Annotated in this window: 11 protein-coding genes; 7 read left to right on the top strand and 4 right to left on the bottom strand. The window is 50.3% G+C overall.

The window, feature by feature from the left end; translation table 11 throughout:
• Positions 1–9: 9 nt before the first annotated feature.
• The 3 genes from ICL55_RS08030 to ICL55_RS08040 are packed head-to-tail and all read right to left on the bottom strand — an operon-like array spanning position 10 to position 5245.
• Positions 10–837 (bottom strand): CheR family methyltransferase, encoded by an 828-nt coding sequence (locus ICL55_RS08030; RefSeq protein WP_343067726.1) that lies wholly within the window; start codon positions 835–837, stop codon positions 10–12.
• Between the two features lie 3 nt (positions 838–840).
• A complete protein-coding gene (locus tag ICL55_RS08035) occupies positions 841–1215 on the bottom strand; it encodes a response regulator (RefSeq protein WP_188095866.1) in 375 nt (124 codons plus the stop codon).
• Position 1216: 1 nt separating this feature from the next.
• The gene (locus ICL55_RS08040; protein WP_188095868.1) at positions 1217–5245 is read right to left on the bottom strand and encodes a response regulator; all 4029 of its coding nucleotides are present in this window, start codon (positions 5243–5245) and stop codon (positions 1217–1219) included.
• A gap of 141 nt (positions 5246–5386) precedes the next feature.
• Between ICL55_RS08040 and ICL55_RS08045 the strand changes: the two genes are divergently transcribed.
• Both ICL55_RS08045 and ICL55_RS08050 read left to right on the top strand, forming a co-directional pair.
• On the top strand, positions 5387–5794 hold the full coding sequence (locus tag ICL55_RS08045; protein WP_188095870.1) for a response regulator: 408 nt from the start codon (positions 5387–5389) through the stop codon (positions 5792–5794).
• Positions 5795–6075: 281 nt separating this feature from the next.
• On the top strand, positions 6076–8370 hold the full coding sequence (locus tag ICL55_RS08050; protein ID WP_188095872.1) for a tetratricopeptide repeat protein: 2295 nt from the start codon (positions 6076–6078) through the stop codon (positions 8368–8370).
• A gap of 156 nt (positions 8371–8526) precedes the next feature.
• Here ICL55_RS08050 and ICL55_RS08055 read toward each other — a convergent pair whose 3' ends face one another.
• Entirely contained in the window at positions 8527–9750 is a 1224-nt protein-coding gene (locus ICL55_RS08055; RefSeq protein ID WP_188095874.1) for an ROK family protein, read from the bottom strand.
• Positions 9751–9960: 210 nt separating this feature from the next.
• On the opposite strand from ICL55_RS08055, the gene ICL55_RS08060 reads away from it, so the two are divergent.
• Genes ICL55_RS08060 through ICL55_RS08080 form a run of 5 tightly spaced genes read left to right on the top strand, consistent with a single transcriptional unit; the run spans position 9961 to position 16113 of the window.
• Entirely contained in the window at positions 9961–11820 is a 1860-nt protein-coding gene (locus ICL55_RS08060; protein WP_188095876.1) for an FAD-dependent oxidoreductase, read from the top strand.
• An 11-nt stretch (positions 11821–11831) separates the two neighbouring features.
• Entirely contained in the window at positions 11832–12764 is a 933-nt protein-coding gene (locus ICL55_RS08065) for a DUF4434 domain-containing protein (protein ID WP_188095878.1), read from the top strand.
• A 3-nt stretch (positions 12765–12767) separates the two neighbouring features.
• Positions 12768–13973, top strand: coding sequence for a n-acyl-d-glucosamine 2-epimerase (locus ICL55_RS08070; RefSeq protein WP_223151390.1), 1206 nt, complete (start codon positions 12768–12770; stop codon positions 13971–13973).
• Between the two features lie 2 nt (positions 13974–13975).
• On the top strand, positions 13976–15220 hold the full coding sequence (locus ICL55_RS08075; protein ID WP_188095880.1) for a sugar MFS transporter: 1245 nt from the start codon (positions 13976–13978) through the stop codon (positions 15218–15220).
• On the top strand, positions 15217–16113 hold the full coding sequence (locus ICL55_RS08080; RefSeq protein ID WP_188095883.1) for a DUF1501 domain-containing protein: 897 nt from the start codon (positions 15217–15219) through the stop codon (positions 16111–16113). The genes ICL55_RS08075 and ICL55_RS08080 overlap by 4 nt, the downstream gene beginning before the upstream one ends.
• Positions 16114–16249 lie beyond the last annotated feature (136 nt).

The raw sequence follows: 16249 nt of genomic DNA on the forward strand, positions 1-16249 counted from the left end.
TTTTGTTGATTACAGATGATGTTTCCGCCAGATTTTCTCTTTACTGTCCACTTGCCTGAACTGCCCTGATACACTGGTAAAGTTAAGCGATTCCTTACTTCCCAACGCCAGGAAGCCCAGCGGCTCCAGACTATCACCAAACAGCCGCAGTACTTTATCCTGCAGTGTCTTATTAAAATAGATCAGCACGTTCCGGCAGATGATCAACTGAAATTCATTAAACGAACCGTCCGTGACCAGGTTATGGGGAGAAAAAATGATTTTCTCTCCAAGGTCCTGCCTGAATTTGGCGTACTCGTAATTAGCCGTATAGTAGGAAGAGAAATCATGCAATCCGCCCGCCTCCATATAGTTGCGCGAATACTGCTGCATCTGCGAAAGCGGGAAAATGCCTGTCCTTCCTTTTTCCAGCACACTGGTATTGATATCTGTTGCATAAATCACCGACTTATGCAGCAGGTTAGCTTCTTTCAGCAAAATAGCAAAAGAATACACTTCTTCTCCGGTGGAACAGCCGGCATGCCATATCCGTATCAACGGATAAGTGGCCAGTACGGGCAACACCTGTTGGCGAAGCATATAATAAAACTGCGGATCACGGAACATCTCCGTTACGTTCACCGTGATCTCTTCCACAAAGCGCAACGCATAGCCTGCGTCAGCAATAATACGGTAGCGGAATTCGGCAAAACTGGGAAAACGGTCCAGCTGAAAAAGATGATTTACCCGCCTGTTGATGGAAGCATGGGCATATTCGGTAAAGTCATACCCGTATCTTTCCAGCACATCGTTGAGTAACATACTTACTTCCTGTTCACTAATATGGTTTCTGTTCACAGCTTACACAGATAAATATTGTTGTAGCTGCGACAACAACACATCTACATCAACTGGTTTTGAAATATAGTTGTCAGCCCCCGCTTCCAGGCATTTCTCACGGTCTCCCACCATAGCCTTGGCTGTTACCGCGATAATCGGCAGATGCTCCTCTCCCTCTTTCGCCCGCAGCGCTGCAATTGTTTCGTAGCCGTCCATGTCTGGCATCATAATGTCCATCAGCACTACGCCTACCTGATGATCGCCTTCCAGCAGCGCCAGGCCTTCTGCTCCCGTAGAAGCAGCAATACTGGGTATTCCCCGGGAGCGCAACACCGCTTTCAGCGCAAAAATATTGCGGGCATCATCGTCAATAATCAATACTTTTTTCTGCTCCATATCATTTCATTCCTTTATCGTATAGCCATACACGTAACAACGAAATCAACTGATCAACATCTACTGGTTTGGAGATATAATCTGAAGCACCAGCTTTCAGGCATTTCTCCCGGTCTCCCATCATGGCCTTGGCCGTAACGGCAATCACCGGCAGATGGGCCGTAGCCGACTGTTTCCGGATAGCGGCAATGGCATCGTAACCATCCATTTCCGGCATCATCATATCCATCAGCACAATGTCTACGGCATGTTCGCTCAGCTGCTGCAGCGCCTCTTTACCATCCACGGCGGAGAGCACTTTCATCTGATGCATCTCCAGCGCTTTCGTGAGCGAGAAGATATTCCGTACGTCGTCATCGGCAATCAGCACCGTCTTTCCTTTCAGCACTTCGTTGAGCAACGACATCTTGCCGTTGCCGGTCTGCGCGGCGGCATTGTTTTCCGACACCAGATGCAGGAACAACGACACTTCATCCAGCATACGCTGGTAGGAATGCGCTGTTTTTACCACAATGGAATCTGCGTACTGCCGTATCCGTTGTTCTTCCGCCCGGGAAAGGCTCTTACCTGTAAATATGATGATAGGCAGGTTTTCCAGCCCTTTGATCTCCTTGACAGTTTCCAGTGTTTCGTATGCCTGCTGGTCAGGAATGCCCATATCCAGTATCACACAGTCCACATCTTTTTGTTGCAGCAATTGTACGCCGTCAGTAACGGTACTGCTGATTTCTGAATTCACCTGGTAGTTGCCGAGGAAGTATGCCAGCGCTTTAGCGTGTTTGGCATTTTCTTCCAGTATCAGCACTTTTTTGGTGGACCGCTGGAGGACAAATTCCAGTTTCTCAAAAATGTGTTGCATGCTTTCCATGGTCACCGGCTTGCTCACAAAGTCGACAGCCCCTTTCATGAGGCTCTCCTTTTTTGCTTCCAGCGAAGAAATGATGTGCACCGGTATCGGACGGGTGGCCGGATCATTTTTCAATTCTTCCATTACCTGCCAGCCGTCTTTCACAGGCAATTGTATATCGAGCAAAATACCAACAGGCCTGTATTTACGGGCCAGCTCACCCGCCATGTCGCCCCTCACGGTAACGACCCCTTTATATCCCCGCTGACGGGTAAAGTCGAGCAGGGCTTTTGCGAAGTAGGTGTCATCTTCCACAATCAGCACGGTGGAGTCGCCGGGTTTGATATACTCCCGGTCATCGGGAATATCAGCAGGGATCAGTGGTGCCAGGTAGGATATGCCTCCGTTGGCAGCCAGTCCTTCATCAATCACAGTCGGCTCTTTAAATACTGTTGGAGAAGACAACGGCGCCACCGCTGTTTGCTCATTTTTTCGTGCTACCGGTACCGTTACCGAGAACTCGGCGCCGTCTTCCCCATTGCTTTCGAGGGAGATGTGCCCACCCAGCAGCTTGGCCAGTTCCCGGCTGATAGACAGTCCCAGCCCGGTGCCGCCGTATTTTCGACGGGTAGATCCATCTGCCTGCTGGAAGGCCTCGAAGATCACCTGTTGTTTTTCTGCCGGGATACCGATGCCGGTGTCTTTTACCGCAAAGCGAATAGTACCGGGTGTTTCACCATTTTTCACTGACAAGGTAACAGTGCCTTTGGCGGTAAATTTCAGTGCGTTGGAAAGAAGATTTTTCAGTATCTGCTCCAGTCTGATCTGATCTGTTTCGATAGATGCCGGTGCACCGGGCATAGCGGTCAATTGTAATGTCAGGCCTTTGTCGCGTGCAATCGGCTCAAACAGCGCCTGCATATTGGAGAATATATTTTCGATATACACCTGGCTGTATTCCAGCTCCATCTTACCGGATTCTATCTTGGACAGGTCCAGTATCTCATCAATCAGTGTGAGCAGACCCTTACCGGAAGAATTGATGACCTGCGCGTATTCCACCTGATCGGCATTCAGGTTATGGTCGTGGTTTTCAGACAACAACCGTGACAGCAGCAGGATCGAATTGAGCGGTGTACGCAGCTCATGCGACATATTGGCGAGAAACTCCGATTTATACTTGGTGCTGAGTGCCAGCTCTTCTGCTTTTTTGTGGATATCCAGATTACGTTCCACGATGATCTGGTTTTTCTCTTCCAGCAGGCGGCTCCGCTCTTCCAGTTCAGCGTTCGACTGCATCAGTTCTTCCTGTTGCACTTTCAGCTCTTCCTCAGACACCTGTAGCTTCTGGGTTTGCGCTTCCAGTTCGGCGTTGAGGCTTTCCAGTTCGCTGTGTTGCACCTGCAGCTCTTCTGCCTGTGACTGTGTTTCTTCCAGCAGTTCCTGCAACCGTATTCTGCTGCGGGTACTTTGTATGGCCAACGCGATACTGTTGGCGGCCTGTGTCAGGTATTGCATAGCGCTTTCACTGAAAGGAAACAGCGAGCCGATTTCCACCACCCCTTCTGCCATGCCGGCATGTATCAACGGCATAATGAGTACGTGGCCTGGCTGTGAGGAAGTGGCGCCTCCGGCGATATGCAGAAAATTATCCGGCGCCTCCCGGAGATGTATCAGCTTGCGTTGTTGTAGTGCTTGTCCCATCAGGGTTTTACCGGGAGTAATGATGGCCGGCGCCGGGAACTGCTCAGAAAGAGCGTGGCCGGCGGAGAAATGCAGATCACCATTCTGGCGGATATACAACACGCCTGTTTGTGCGCCGATATATAGTACCAGATCAGACAAGGCATCTTTGGTGAGAGACTGCATGTCTCTTTCCGTCAGCAGCGTTTCATTGATTTTATTGAGTCCGGCCTGCACCCATATCTCCAGCTCATTTTCTTCCCGGAAAACTTTCAGGTCTGCCGCCATTTGCACCACAGCGTTACCCAGGGTATCCTCACTGCTACGGGGTTTCACCGCAATATTAAAATCCCCTTTCCCGATACTATCGGCCGCAGAAGCCAGTTCCTGGCCTGTCTGATCGATAGCGGCCAGTGATTTCGACAGACTGCCGATAGCATCTTTGGTATGGATATCCGGGGCCTCTCCGCTCATGCCTTTGGCAATTTTATCGGCCGCCGTACGCAGAATGTTCAGGCTTTCCGTAATCGTGTTGGCGGTATAGGTAACGAAGGCGATCACGATCACCACAACTAATACCAGGAAGATGAAATAGCGCGTTTTGAGATCATTTTCTTTTTGTGCGATAGTACGTGCTTCTTTGCTGACCTTATCTACAATGCTGCGTTGCAGCTGTTTGAGCTGGTCTACCGCCATGCTGGAATTATCCCACCACGAGTCGGCATTAAAGAGCGTGTCTATCTTCCGGTTTTTGACGGTGTTGCTAATGAAATCGGCGGTGATCACAAATTCATTGCTTTTCTCCACTTTCAGTAGTGACGCAGCATTGGCGGGAGATGACTTATCAAGGAATTCAGCCCGCAGCGAGGCGTACATGTCGTTGTTGTTTTCGATGCGGGAGAAGTCATCGGGCCACACTTCTTTTTTCAGGATGAAGTAATAAATATCCATTCGTATGAGTCCCTGATAGGCGGCCATCTGCGCCAGCAGGTACTGGGAATTGAGATCCTGCTGCAGCGGCTTCAGTACACCGATATCAGGCGTACTGGCGTGCGCGAGATTATTGAGCCGGAAAATCAGGTTGGAATAATAATCCAGTACTTCCCGTTGCGGCATGTTCTTGTTGTCGATCTCCTTCCTTTTTTTCGGGAGCGTGTTGAGCAGCGAATAAGTAAAAAAACGGCTGTCGGCTGCCAGCAGTCGGGATTTCACCGCGTCGATGGCGAGGTCTGTTTTGGCGCGCTGCATCAGCAGGTCATTCATAGAGTAATTGCCCAGCACGTAGTTCACGCTGGAGCGGCGTTCCATATGTATTTCGTCTGCCACCTTCATCACGGTGGCGGCTGTACTTACGTCCTGTAGCAGGTTTTCGATACTGCGGATATCCTCACTCTGTTTGTTGTATATCTGGATACCCAGATAAATAAGGCATATCAAGGGAACAATAGCAATCAGGAATAACTTCCTGGGCAGGGGCAGCTGCATAAAAAATTTCTTCATCCGCCTGAGCTCGTTTAATTTTTATCAGGAAAAATATAAATACCGGGTAAATGGCATCACAAACCGTATACCTAACAATAAACCAGTGCTATGAAAATAACAACAAAATCATAAATTTGTCTTTATTCTAAATCTCATATAGTGAGCAGCTGTAAATATTCCTCTGTACTTTTAATTGACGATGACGTGGACGACAGGATGATATTTGGCGACGTATTGAAAGAGTTGGTGCCGGATATTATTTACAATGAAGCCATTAACGGTGAAGATGCCCTTGCCCGACTGGAAGAAGGTTTAGTACCGGATCTTATCTTCCTGGACCTCAATATGCCGCGGGTAGATGGTAAACAGTTTCTGGCTGAACTCCGGCAGATTGAACATCTTCGTCATATCCCTGTTATCATCTATACTACTTCCTCCCATGAATCGGATAAAAAGGAAACCCGCGCACTGGGAGCATCCTATTTTATTACCAAACCGAATAGCCTGCATGAACTGAATCAGCTGCTGAAGGGTATCCTGGAAGAGACGATTCAATATTCCCTGTAGCCGTACCGCATTAAAAAAGGCCTTGCAAGGAATTGCATGGCCGGATATTTATTATTGTTAAGATATTCGGTTTTTTGTCGCAGGACGACCTGACAGGATCTTGAAAAGTTAGGCCCCAAACACTTATCCATGGCCCACCTCCTGTACAGGCAGTGTTGTATTACAGCATCCTGGTCAATCCAATAAATATATATAAACGATTTTAATATCCAGAAATTATTTGTGAAGCAGAACAACCTGCTTCAAACTTAATAAATTGCACGTTCTAATCTAATGGTATTATGAATCTGGAAGAACTGGAAAGGTTATATCAGGAACAGGCATACACGGTAGCGACGATCGAACTGGAATCATATCTGGAAGAGCACCCGGCCGAAGCGGCAGCGTGGTATCTGATGGGCAAGTGCAGGCTGGAAATAGCCAAATCCGCTGAAGACAGGGAGGAAATGACCACTGCATACCAGACCGCATACGAAGCATTCAGCAAAGCATTGGAATATGACCCTCAACATATCCAGGCCAGGATTCACCGCGCCTGGATGGGCGCCAATGTCACCAACGATAAAGTAACAGAAACACTGGAAGACTGCCAGTTTATCATTGATCAGGGCGATGAAGAACTGATCACCAAAGCCCTGCTGTACCGCTTTCAGATATGGGTGCTGCAAAACGAAACGGAAAAAGCCCTGGCGGATATGCACCGCAATCTGGAAATCTACCAGTCGCTCTACAACGACGACCTGCCACAGCTCAACGTAGCACGGTTCCAGTGTTACACCCGCATCGGCGACGTATACTATCACAACGAGAACAAACCCACGGCGCTGGACTACTATCGGAAGGCTTTCCAATGCACCGTCTACAATAACCGCACCCTCTCTACGTTGCATTTCGCCCTCGAAATGGCAGATTACGACTTCGCCGCAGAAATGCTGCACATCGCCAGCACTTCCGGTGAACAGGAAGAAGAGGACATGCTGAAAATATTGCATCAGGTGAAAGCCCTGCTGGACCAGGGTGTACGGCATCCGGCGCTGGCACGGGAATTTTGCTGGGGCACCATCGATTTCTGGCATCAGTTCTATGGCGAAGATGAAGCCGAAGGCACACTGGAACAGATTTCCACCGGTAAACGGTTTATCGCCCTGTATCCGGAAGAAGGTTATTTTTATCACTTCACCGCTACCGCCCTGTTTAATATCGGCAGCTACAGCGAATCACTGCCGTATTATGAAAAAGCAATGGCCATCCGGCCGTACCCGTCGACCATCATCCGGTGGTATTATGCCCACTACAAAACACATGGGCAGTTCCCGGACAACTGGACCGACATCGATTACCCGATCGCATACGACTGGTATTCCGCCGGCGTGGTATGTAATGAACTGCTGCAGGAAGAACAAAGCTCAGGGACCCGTCAGATACTGACACAACTAAAAAAGTACCTGTACAAAAAGGCCTACGCCCTGTATTACCCGTACTGGTATGAAAATTCAGGTTCGTCCTACGCCGGTCATCCGCATCATTTCGCCATGTGCTGCAACAATTACGGCATCACCCTGTTTGAACTGAACGCATACGAAGAAGCCATTCACATCCACAGCGTAGGGTACAACATGTCCCCGTTCTGGGAACAGCTGGAATCCCGCGCAGATGCGTTCCACCAGCTGGGAAAATATGCCGAAGCCGTGGCCGACAGACAGATGATCCTCAACACCTTCATTTCCACCCTGCCGCTGGTATATTACGTGTCTATCCATGAACGTATCATCGAAGACCTGACCGCACTGGAACGCTTCGATGAAGCCATGGCCCTCTACAATAAAATCCTGACGGAATATGAAGAGTGGATCACCAATGATATGGAGGAACTGGAAGAGGAAGAAAAAGAAATCATCATCTACAACATAGACCGCATTAAAACCGGCCGCGCCTTTATCAAAACCAATAGTCAGGATGACCTGCACGAAAGGATACAGGCACTCGAAAAACATCTCGAGGAAAAACCCGACGACAGTGACGCCTACTTCAACCTGATGTATCTGTATTATGACAATGCTCAGTATGAACACTGCATCGGCGCTGTCAACAATCGTATATCCATCGGCGGTATTCCGAAACTGCCGCTGGTATCGCAAATGAAGATCTATTACTTCAGGGGCAAAGCAGCACTCAAACTGGGCCGGTACGAAGCAGCCATCCAGGATATGTTGCAGACCATCGAAATCATGTCCCATGGTGATGAATCAGACAACTCCCCCAACAACCGGTGCGGCGTATACGCTTTCCTTGCAGAAGCTTATCTGGGGATGGAAGACTACGACAACAGCCTGCAATATGCCAATCAGTGTGTTCAGACCTACAAAGACATGAACTGGAGCTGGGACGCAGAATCCTCCGCTTTTTACTATACTATGGCGCTGGCGCAGGAAGGGAAAGGTGATGTGAGCGCCTGCCGTAAAACCATCGAACGTATTCTGGAAAAAGACCCGGGCTTTCAGCCGGCGCTCAGCAAAAAGGCAGGATTGAAAAACAGCAGCGGACTGTTTTCTTTTCTGAGGAAAAAGAAAGATTAAGTGCACGCAAAGGCGCAAAGCAGCAAAGACGCCAAGAATAAATATAAGCGAGCAGAGAAAGCAAAGGAGGGGAGATCAAATTGGTCTCCCCTCCTTTGCTTTCTTATTAATCTTAAAAAATCTTTGCTGCTCTGCTGCTTTGCGCCTTTGCGTGCACTAATTGATCAGTACTTTGTTCCGCACCAGCAAACACGCGCCGATGATACCGGATTTTTCGCCCAGGCTGGAGATACGCAGTTTGGTATCGTTGTTAACCAGGCTGAGAGAATATTTATTCACGGCGCTTTTGATGGGCAGCCGGATATAGTCCTGTGTGGCCGCCAGGCTTCCGCCCAGGATGACCAGTTCAGGGTTGAAAATGTTGATCAGCAAGGCAATACCACGGCCCAGGTTCTCTCCTATTTTGGCGATCAGTTCAATCGCCAGTACATCATCGTGAATGGCGGCATCAATGATGTCCTCCAGCTGGATGTTATCTGGCGCGCCGGGTTTGCGGCTCAACATCGACGAGGACCCTTCACGTAATTTCTCCTGGAACATGCGGGTGAGCGCCCATCCGGATGCTTCCGTTTCGAGGCAGCCTTTTTTTCCACAGTGACAGATGATTTCATTGTCGAACAGCGGAATATGCCCTACTTCACCGCTATAGCCTGATTTCCCGTAATACAGCTGGCCGTCTATCAGCACGCCCATACCGATGCCATAATCGAGGTTCAGGAAAAGCACATTGCGTTCGCCGTGTACCGCGTCGGAACAGAATTCGCCGTAGGCCATGGCGCGTGAGTCGTTTTCCAGAAAAACACGGATGCCCACCTTCGTCTCGATAATTTTACTCAGCGGCTCCTCATCGAAATAAAAGAAGCTGTAGCTATAACCGGTAGCGTAGTTAATACGACCGGAGAGGTTGATGCCAATGCCCAGTATTTTTTCCTTTGGCACCGGCAGGCCGTTGATGAAGTTGCTGATAAGTGTGCAAAGCTCCTCCAGGGAAGCTTTGTTGTTATCCAGTTTATAGGGAATGTTCTCTTCCGTGCAGATCAGGTTTTTCTGCAGGTCAGACAACCCCAGATTAAGGTGGTGCTGTTTTACGTCTACCCCGATAAAAAATGCAGAATCAGGTACCAGTCCATACAAATTGGGCTTACGTCCACCGGTGGACTCCACTTTTCCGTAGTCTTTTACCAGTCCGTCCTGAATCAGGTCGTTGAGCAGGGTGGTTACTTTTGGAGCGCTGAGGTTAAGCTGCTTGCACATGTCAGCAATGGTGGCATTGCCGATGTTGGCGAAGTAGGCCAGGGCGGCTTTCTTCAGGTGAATGTTCTTATAGGCTACCCCGGTAACATTTTCATTGTTCAGTTCTTCGAAAAAGGTTTTAGCCATATATAGTCTGCTTTACTTGATTGAGGGGCCAAGTTAATAACGTTATTCTTAATAATTATTAAAAGCGGTCGCAATCAAACTGGTTATTTACAGAAACATGTAATATTTCAAAAATTATTTTATTATTTAGCAAGAATAAATAAAATTTATTAATTAGTATTACCAGTTAATAATTAAATTTTTTATTTTAGTCGTCTATCCCAGCGCTTTATGATTGATATCAGACGAATTTTTATCAGCCAACTTCTTTGTTTCCTGACCTGGCAACTCAGCGCCCAGTCGCTGCAAACCGACCTGCTCATCATCGGCGGCGGCGCCAGCGGCACCACAGCCGGCATACAGGCCGCCCGCATGGGCGTACGCGTCACCATCCTGGAAGAAACCACCTGGCTGGGAGGCATGCTCACCTCCGCAGGCGTTTCTGCCATCGACGGCAACAATGCCCTGCCGTCAGGCCTCTGGGGCGAATTCCGCGAAAAGCTGCACCAGCATTACGGCGGCCCACAGGCCGTCGCCACCGGCTGGGTAAGCAACACCCTCTTTGAACCGGCTGTCGGCAATAACATCCTGCAACACCTGGCCGCAAAAGAAAAGCAGCTGCAAATCCTTTTTAATACCAGCTGGACCGGTATCAAAAGAACCAACGGCCGTTGGCAGGTTACTTTCATCCGCAACAACCGACAGGGCACTATCGAAGCCCCCCTCCTCATAGACGCCACCGAACTCGGCGACATCATGGCCGCTACCCACACCGCCTACCGCACAGGCATGGACAGCCGGCAGGAAACCGGCGAAGCGGTAGCGCCACTCCAGGCCAATAACTACATTCAGGTGCTTACCTATGTGGCCACCCTGAAGGATTACGGTACCGGGGCAGATAAAACCATTCCCCGCCCGGCAGGATATGATCCCGAAATCTTCCGCTGCTGCTGCGCCAACGAGGATCCTTATAGCGGCAACAGTGGTAAAATGAATTGTGATCATATGATGCAATATGGCAAACTGCCCAATCATAAATACATGATCAACTGGCCCGGTTGCGGCAACGACTACCCGCTCAACGTCATCGAAATGACCCGCGAAGCCCGCACCAAAGCTTTGCAACAGGCCAAACTACATACCCTCCGTTATCTCTATTACCTGCAAACAGCCCTGGGATATAAACATCTCGGCATCGCTGATGATGAATACCCTACGGCCGACAAACTGCCCATGATCCCCTACTATCGGGAAGCCCGCCGCCTCAAAGGCATGGCCACCCTTGGGTTTAATCATGTGGCCCACCCGTTTGACCAGCCGGAAGCCTATTACCGTACAGGCGTTGCCGTAGGAGACTATCCTATCGACCACCATCAGGAAAAAGACCCCGCTGTACCTAAAATAGATTTCTCCAAAGCCAAAGTACCATCTTACAATATCCCCCTCGGGTCGCTGATACCTGCTACTACAGAAGGTTTGATCGTGGCAGAAAAAAGCATCAGCGTTACCAATATCGTTAACGGCGCTACCCGCCTGCAGCCAGTGGTACTACAGCTGGGACAGGCGGCCGGCGCATTGGCGGCCATCTCCCTGCAACAAAAAATACAACCACGGCAGGTAGCCGTCAGACAGGTACAGGAAGCCCTGCTGAAAGCCGGCGTATACCTCATGCCGTATATCGACGTACCGAAAGAACATCCGCACTTCGCCGCCATACAACGTATAGGCGCCACCGGTATCCTCCGCGGTACAGGCATACCCTATACCTGGGCTAACCAAACATGGTTCTATCCACAGCGGCCTGTTAGTGAATATGAATTTACCCAGGGACTGCTCACCTACTATCCGGAGGCCCGGAAACTGACGCCCACCGGGCAGGACCTCACGCCGGCATTCCTGATAAAAGCCTGGCAAACCGCCGGCACCACCATCACCTACGATCAGCTCACAGCGGCCTGGTCTCAGCTGCAATTCAGTACCACACTGCGCAACGACCTGCCGCTCAACCGTGAAATGGCCGCTGTACTGACCGACCATTTCCTTCACCCGTTCGATATTCCCGTGTCCTTCACCGGCGCGCTTCAACCATAAAACAACGTATCATGAAAATAACAGGCACTTTCCTCGACGAAATCAGTCACGATATCCCGCACCAAAACTGGGGCCGGGCAGAATGGGACGCCGACTTCTCCCATATGAAAGCCGTCGGCATAGACACGGTATTCCTCATCCGCAGCGGCTTTCAACGCTGGCTCACCTACCCTTCCAAAGTTGTTATGCAGGAAGAAGGCGGCTACGAGCCCCCGGTAGATCTGGTGAAGATGTTCCTTGAACTGGCAGACAAACACCATATGAAATTCTACTTCGGCCTTTATGACTCCGGTAAATACTGGTGGAAAGGCGATTTTCAGAAAGAGGTGGACATCAACCTGAAAGTCATTGATGAAGTATGGAAAAATTATGGTCACTATAAATCCTTTCAGGGCTGGTACCTTACACAGGAAGTCAGCCGCCGTACTGGTAAAGTAATTGACCTCTATGCCAAACTGGGCAAACATTGCAAGGATATCTCCAACAATCTGCCTACCCTGATATCCCCCTGGATAGATGGTAAAAAAGCGGTCATGGCCGCCTCCTCCACCATTACCAAAGAAGACGCCGTGTCGCTGAAACAACATGAAAGTGAATGGAGCGAAATATTCGACGGCATCAAAGGCGTGGTAGACGCCGTCGCCTTTCAGGATGGCCACATCGAATTCCACGAACTGCCCGATTTCTTTGCTGTCAACAAAAGAATGGCCGACCGCTACGGCATCCAATGCTGGACCAACGCCGAATCCTTCGACCGTGACATGCCCATCAAATTCATGCCCATCAAGTTTGAAAAGCTGCGCATGAAGCTGGAAGCCGCCCGCAAAGCAGGTTATGATAAAGCCATCACCTTCGAGTTTTCGCATTTCATGAGCCCGCAGTCGGCTTACCTGCAGGCCGGGCACCTCTATAACCGCTATAAAGAATACCTCAAAACCCTCTGATCAATGAACAGGACAATGGAATTTCACGATTATGCCACGTTGTATCGCAACAACCTCCTGAATGATGTCATCCCTTTCTGGATGCAGCATTCACCTGACACCACCTACGGCGGTTTCTTCACCTGCCTGGACCGGGATGGTAAAGTCTTCGACACCGATAAATTCATCTGGCTGCAATGCCGTGAGGTATGGTGTTTTGCCATGCTGTATAACAAAGTGGAACAAAAACAGGAATGGCTGGACATGGCCATCATGGGGGCGGAATTTCTCCGGAAACATGGCCGCGACAAAGACGGGAACTGGTATTTTTCCCTTACCCGCACCGGCGAGCCGTTGATCGCCCCTTACAACATTTTCTCCGACTGCTTTGCCGCCATGGCCTTTGGGCAACTGTATCAGGCTACCGGCAACAAAGATTACAGCGATATCGCCATCACCACTTTTCATCATATTCTCCGCCGGCAGGACAATCCGAAAGGACATTATTCCAAAGCCATTCCCGGCACCCGGCCTTTGCAGAATTTCGCGCTGCCCATGATACTCTGCAACCTCGTGCTGGAAATGGAATCCCTGCTCGACAAACAACTGGTGGAAGACACGATCCAACAAGGCATTCACACGGTAATGGAAGTCTTTTATCAGCCAGACACCGGCCTGATCATGGAAAACATCACGCCGGACGGCCAGCTCTCCGACTCTTTCGAAGGCCGGCTGATCAACCCTGGCCACGGACTGGAAGCCATGTGGTTTGTGATGGACCTCGCTACGCGCAACAATGACATCGCCCTGATCACCAAAGCGAAAGACAACGCCCTCTCACTGCTGGAATACGGATGGGACCAGGAACACGGTGGCATCTTCTATTTTCTGGACGTACAAGGTTATCCGCCACAGCAGCTGGAATGGGACCAGAAGCTCTGGTGGGTGCACATAGAAACCATTATCAGTCTACTGAAAGGCTACCTGCATACCGGCGATGAAAAGTGCTGGGAATGGTTTAAAAAAGTGCACGATTATACCTGGAAACATTTCCCCGATCCTGAAAAAGGCGAATGGTTTGGTTATCTTAACAGGCAGGGACAACCACTGCTTCCGCTCAAAGGCGGGAAATGGAAAGGCTGTTTCCACGTGCCAAGAGGGCTTTACCAAAGCTGGAACACGCTGCAACAACTGGCAGCCAAACAAGCAACATCTACACAACCAAAATAGTTATGGCGGTAATATCCACAACCAACCAGCCACAGGCCACGGTCACCGGCAGCCGGCAATCTTATATGCCGGCCCTGATTTCGCTGGCGGTACTGTATTTCATGATGGGATTCATCACCTGCCTGAATGATACGCTGGTACCTTTTTTCAAGAAAGGATTTACACTGACTTATTCCCAGTCTTCGCTGGTGCAGTTTTATTTCTTCCTTACCTACGGCATCATGTCGGTGCCCGCCGGCAGGATTGTAAGTCGCACCGGCTACAAAAAAGGCATGGTACTGGGCTTTGCTATCGCAGCCGTAGGCGGATTGTTATTTTATCCGGCATCGGTATACCATCAGTATGTGTTATTCCTGGCGGCATTGTTTGTGATTGCCATAGGCATCGTACTGTTGCAGGTGGCCGCTAATCCTTATATCACAGCGCTGGGGCCGGCCAATACAGCTTCTGCGCGGCTCACGCTGATACAGGGAGTGGGATCTGTAGGCACTACCGTGGCGCCATTGTTCGGCGCCCATTTCATTCTGGCCCGGCTGGAAGAATCGCATGCTTCCAGTGAGGCCGTGAGGTATCCGTATCTGGGCATTGCGGCGTTGTTGTTGCTGATCGCGTTGATCGTTTCGCGTTTATCCCTTCCCGTTATCAGCACGGGCAGTACCGGTAAAACAGGCCACGACGATAGTAAGGGGGTTTTCTCCTACAGAAACCTGCGCTTCGGTATTATCGGCATTTTCGTATATGTGGGAGCGGAAGTATCTATCGGTACGTTCCTGACCAACTATATCACCGACCTGCTGGGTGTTCCGGAGAATGTGGCCAATAACTACGTCGCCTTTTACTGGGGAGGAATGCTGGTAGGGCGTTTGCTGGGCGCGGGATTGTTACGTGTGTTACCACCGGCCAGGGTGCTGGCCGTGTGCGCCGTAGGAGCCGTGGCCCTGATACTGGTGTCTGTCAGCACATCCGGGTTACTCGCTGTCTGGAGCATGATTGCAGTGGGGTTATGCAACGCCATTATGTTTGCCACTATTTTCTCTTTGTCGGTAGAAGGCGTAGGCCGTCATACGACTACGGCATCCGGGTTACTGTCTACCGCCATCTGTGGCGGGGCCGTGATTTCCTATGCTCAGGGCCTGCTGAAAGACCATGCCACCTGGCAGATCGCTTTTCTGGTGCCGGTTATCTGTTATCTCTACATCCTGTTTTATGGTCTGAATGGGCATAAAGCATCAAAACAGCCAGTATGAAAAGAAGAGATTTTTTAAAGCAGTCCGGTATGGCTTCCAGCCTGCTGTTGTTGCCCTCTTTTATACAGGCCGCGGTGAGCGGCCGGCAGGTGGCAGCCGGGCGCCGGGTGATATTTATTCACCTGCAGGGTGGCAATGACGGGTTCAATACCATCGTTCCCTATAGGCAGGAACGTTACTACCAGCAGCGGCCGCAGCTGGCCATTCCGGCGGATGAAGTGTTGCCCGCCGGCAACGGCTGGGGTTTTCATCCGGCTTTGCAGGAGCTGGTGCCGGTCTATGAGCGGCGGCAGCTCCTGGTGTTGCAGCAGGTAGGTTATCCCGATACCGATCTGTCTCATTATCATTCCGGTCAGATATGGCGTACCGGCTGTTGCCAGGGGCTGGAGGCCAATCACTGGCTGCCGGATTCCGTGTCGGTAGCGGATTATGGAGCGCAGGATTTTGAGCAGGCTTTGGAAGATGTTACCCACAGGATCATACAGGGAGATGCCACCCGTATTTATCATGTAGCACTGGATGGATTTGATACCCATCAGTTCCAGCGGGTGCAGCACGACCCGCTGCTGGCCACCTATGCGCAGGGCGTAGGGCGACTGATGCAACAGTTGGAACAGGGCGGCCAGCTGGATAACACCCTGATCGTCACCTGGTCGGAGTTTGGCCGCAGCCTTACGGAGAACGTGCGCCGGGGTACCGACCATGGCGACGGCAATCAGGTACATATTTTCGGCAGCCGTCTGAAGCAGTGGGGTATTGAGCCTTGCCAGCTGGAGGATGGCCGCCTGCCGGTACGAACAGATTTCCGCAGCGTATACGCCACCATTGCCAGTCGATGGCTGGGAACAGACAGCAGGCTGAATAACCGCTTTCCGGCTATGGGCTGGCTATAGCGGACATTCCCGACGGCTTTCCCCGGGATTCTGTGCACAAATTTTTTTAATTCATAGAAAATAATACCTTTGCAGTCCTTTTTGAGTAAGAAAGGACTGCTTTTTTACTTATTTTCGCGCGGCCCTTCGGGGTCTG

It is taken from the genome of Chitinophaga varians (assembly GCF_014529945.1).
Taxonomy (GTDB): domain Bacteria; phylum Bacteroidota; class Bacteroidia; order Chitinophagales; family Chitinophagaceae; genus Chitinophaga; species Chitinophaga varians.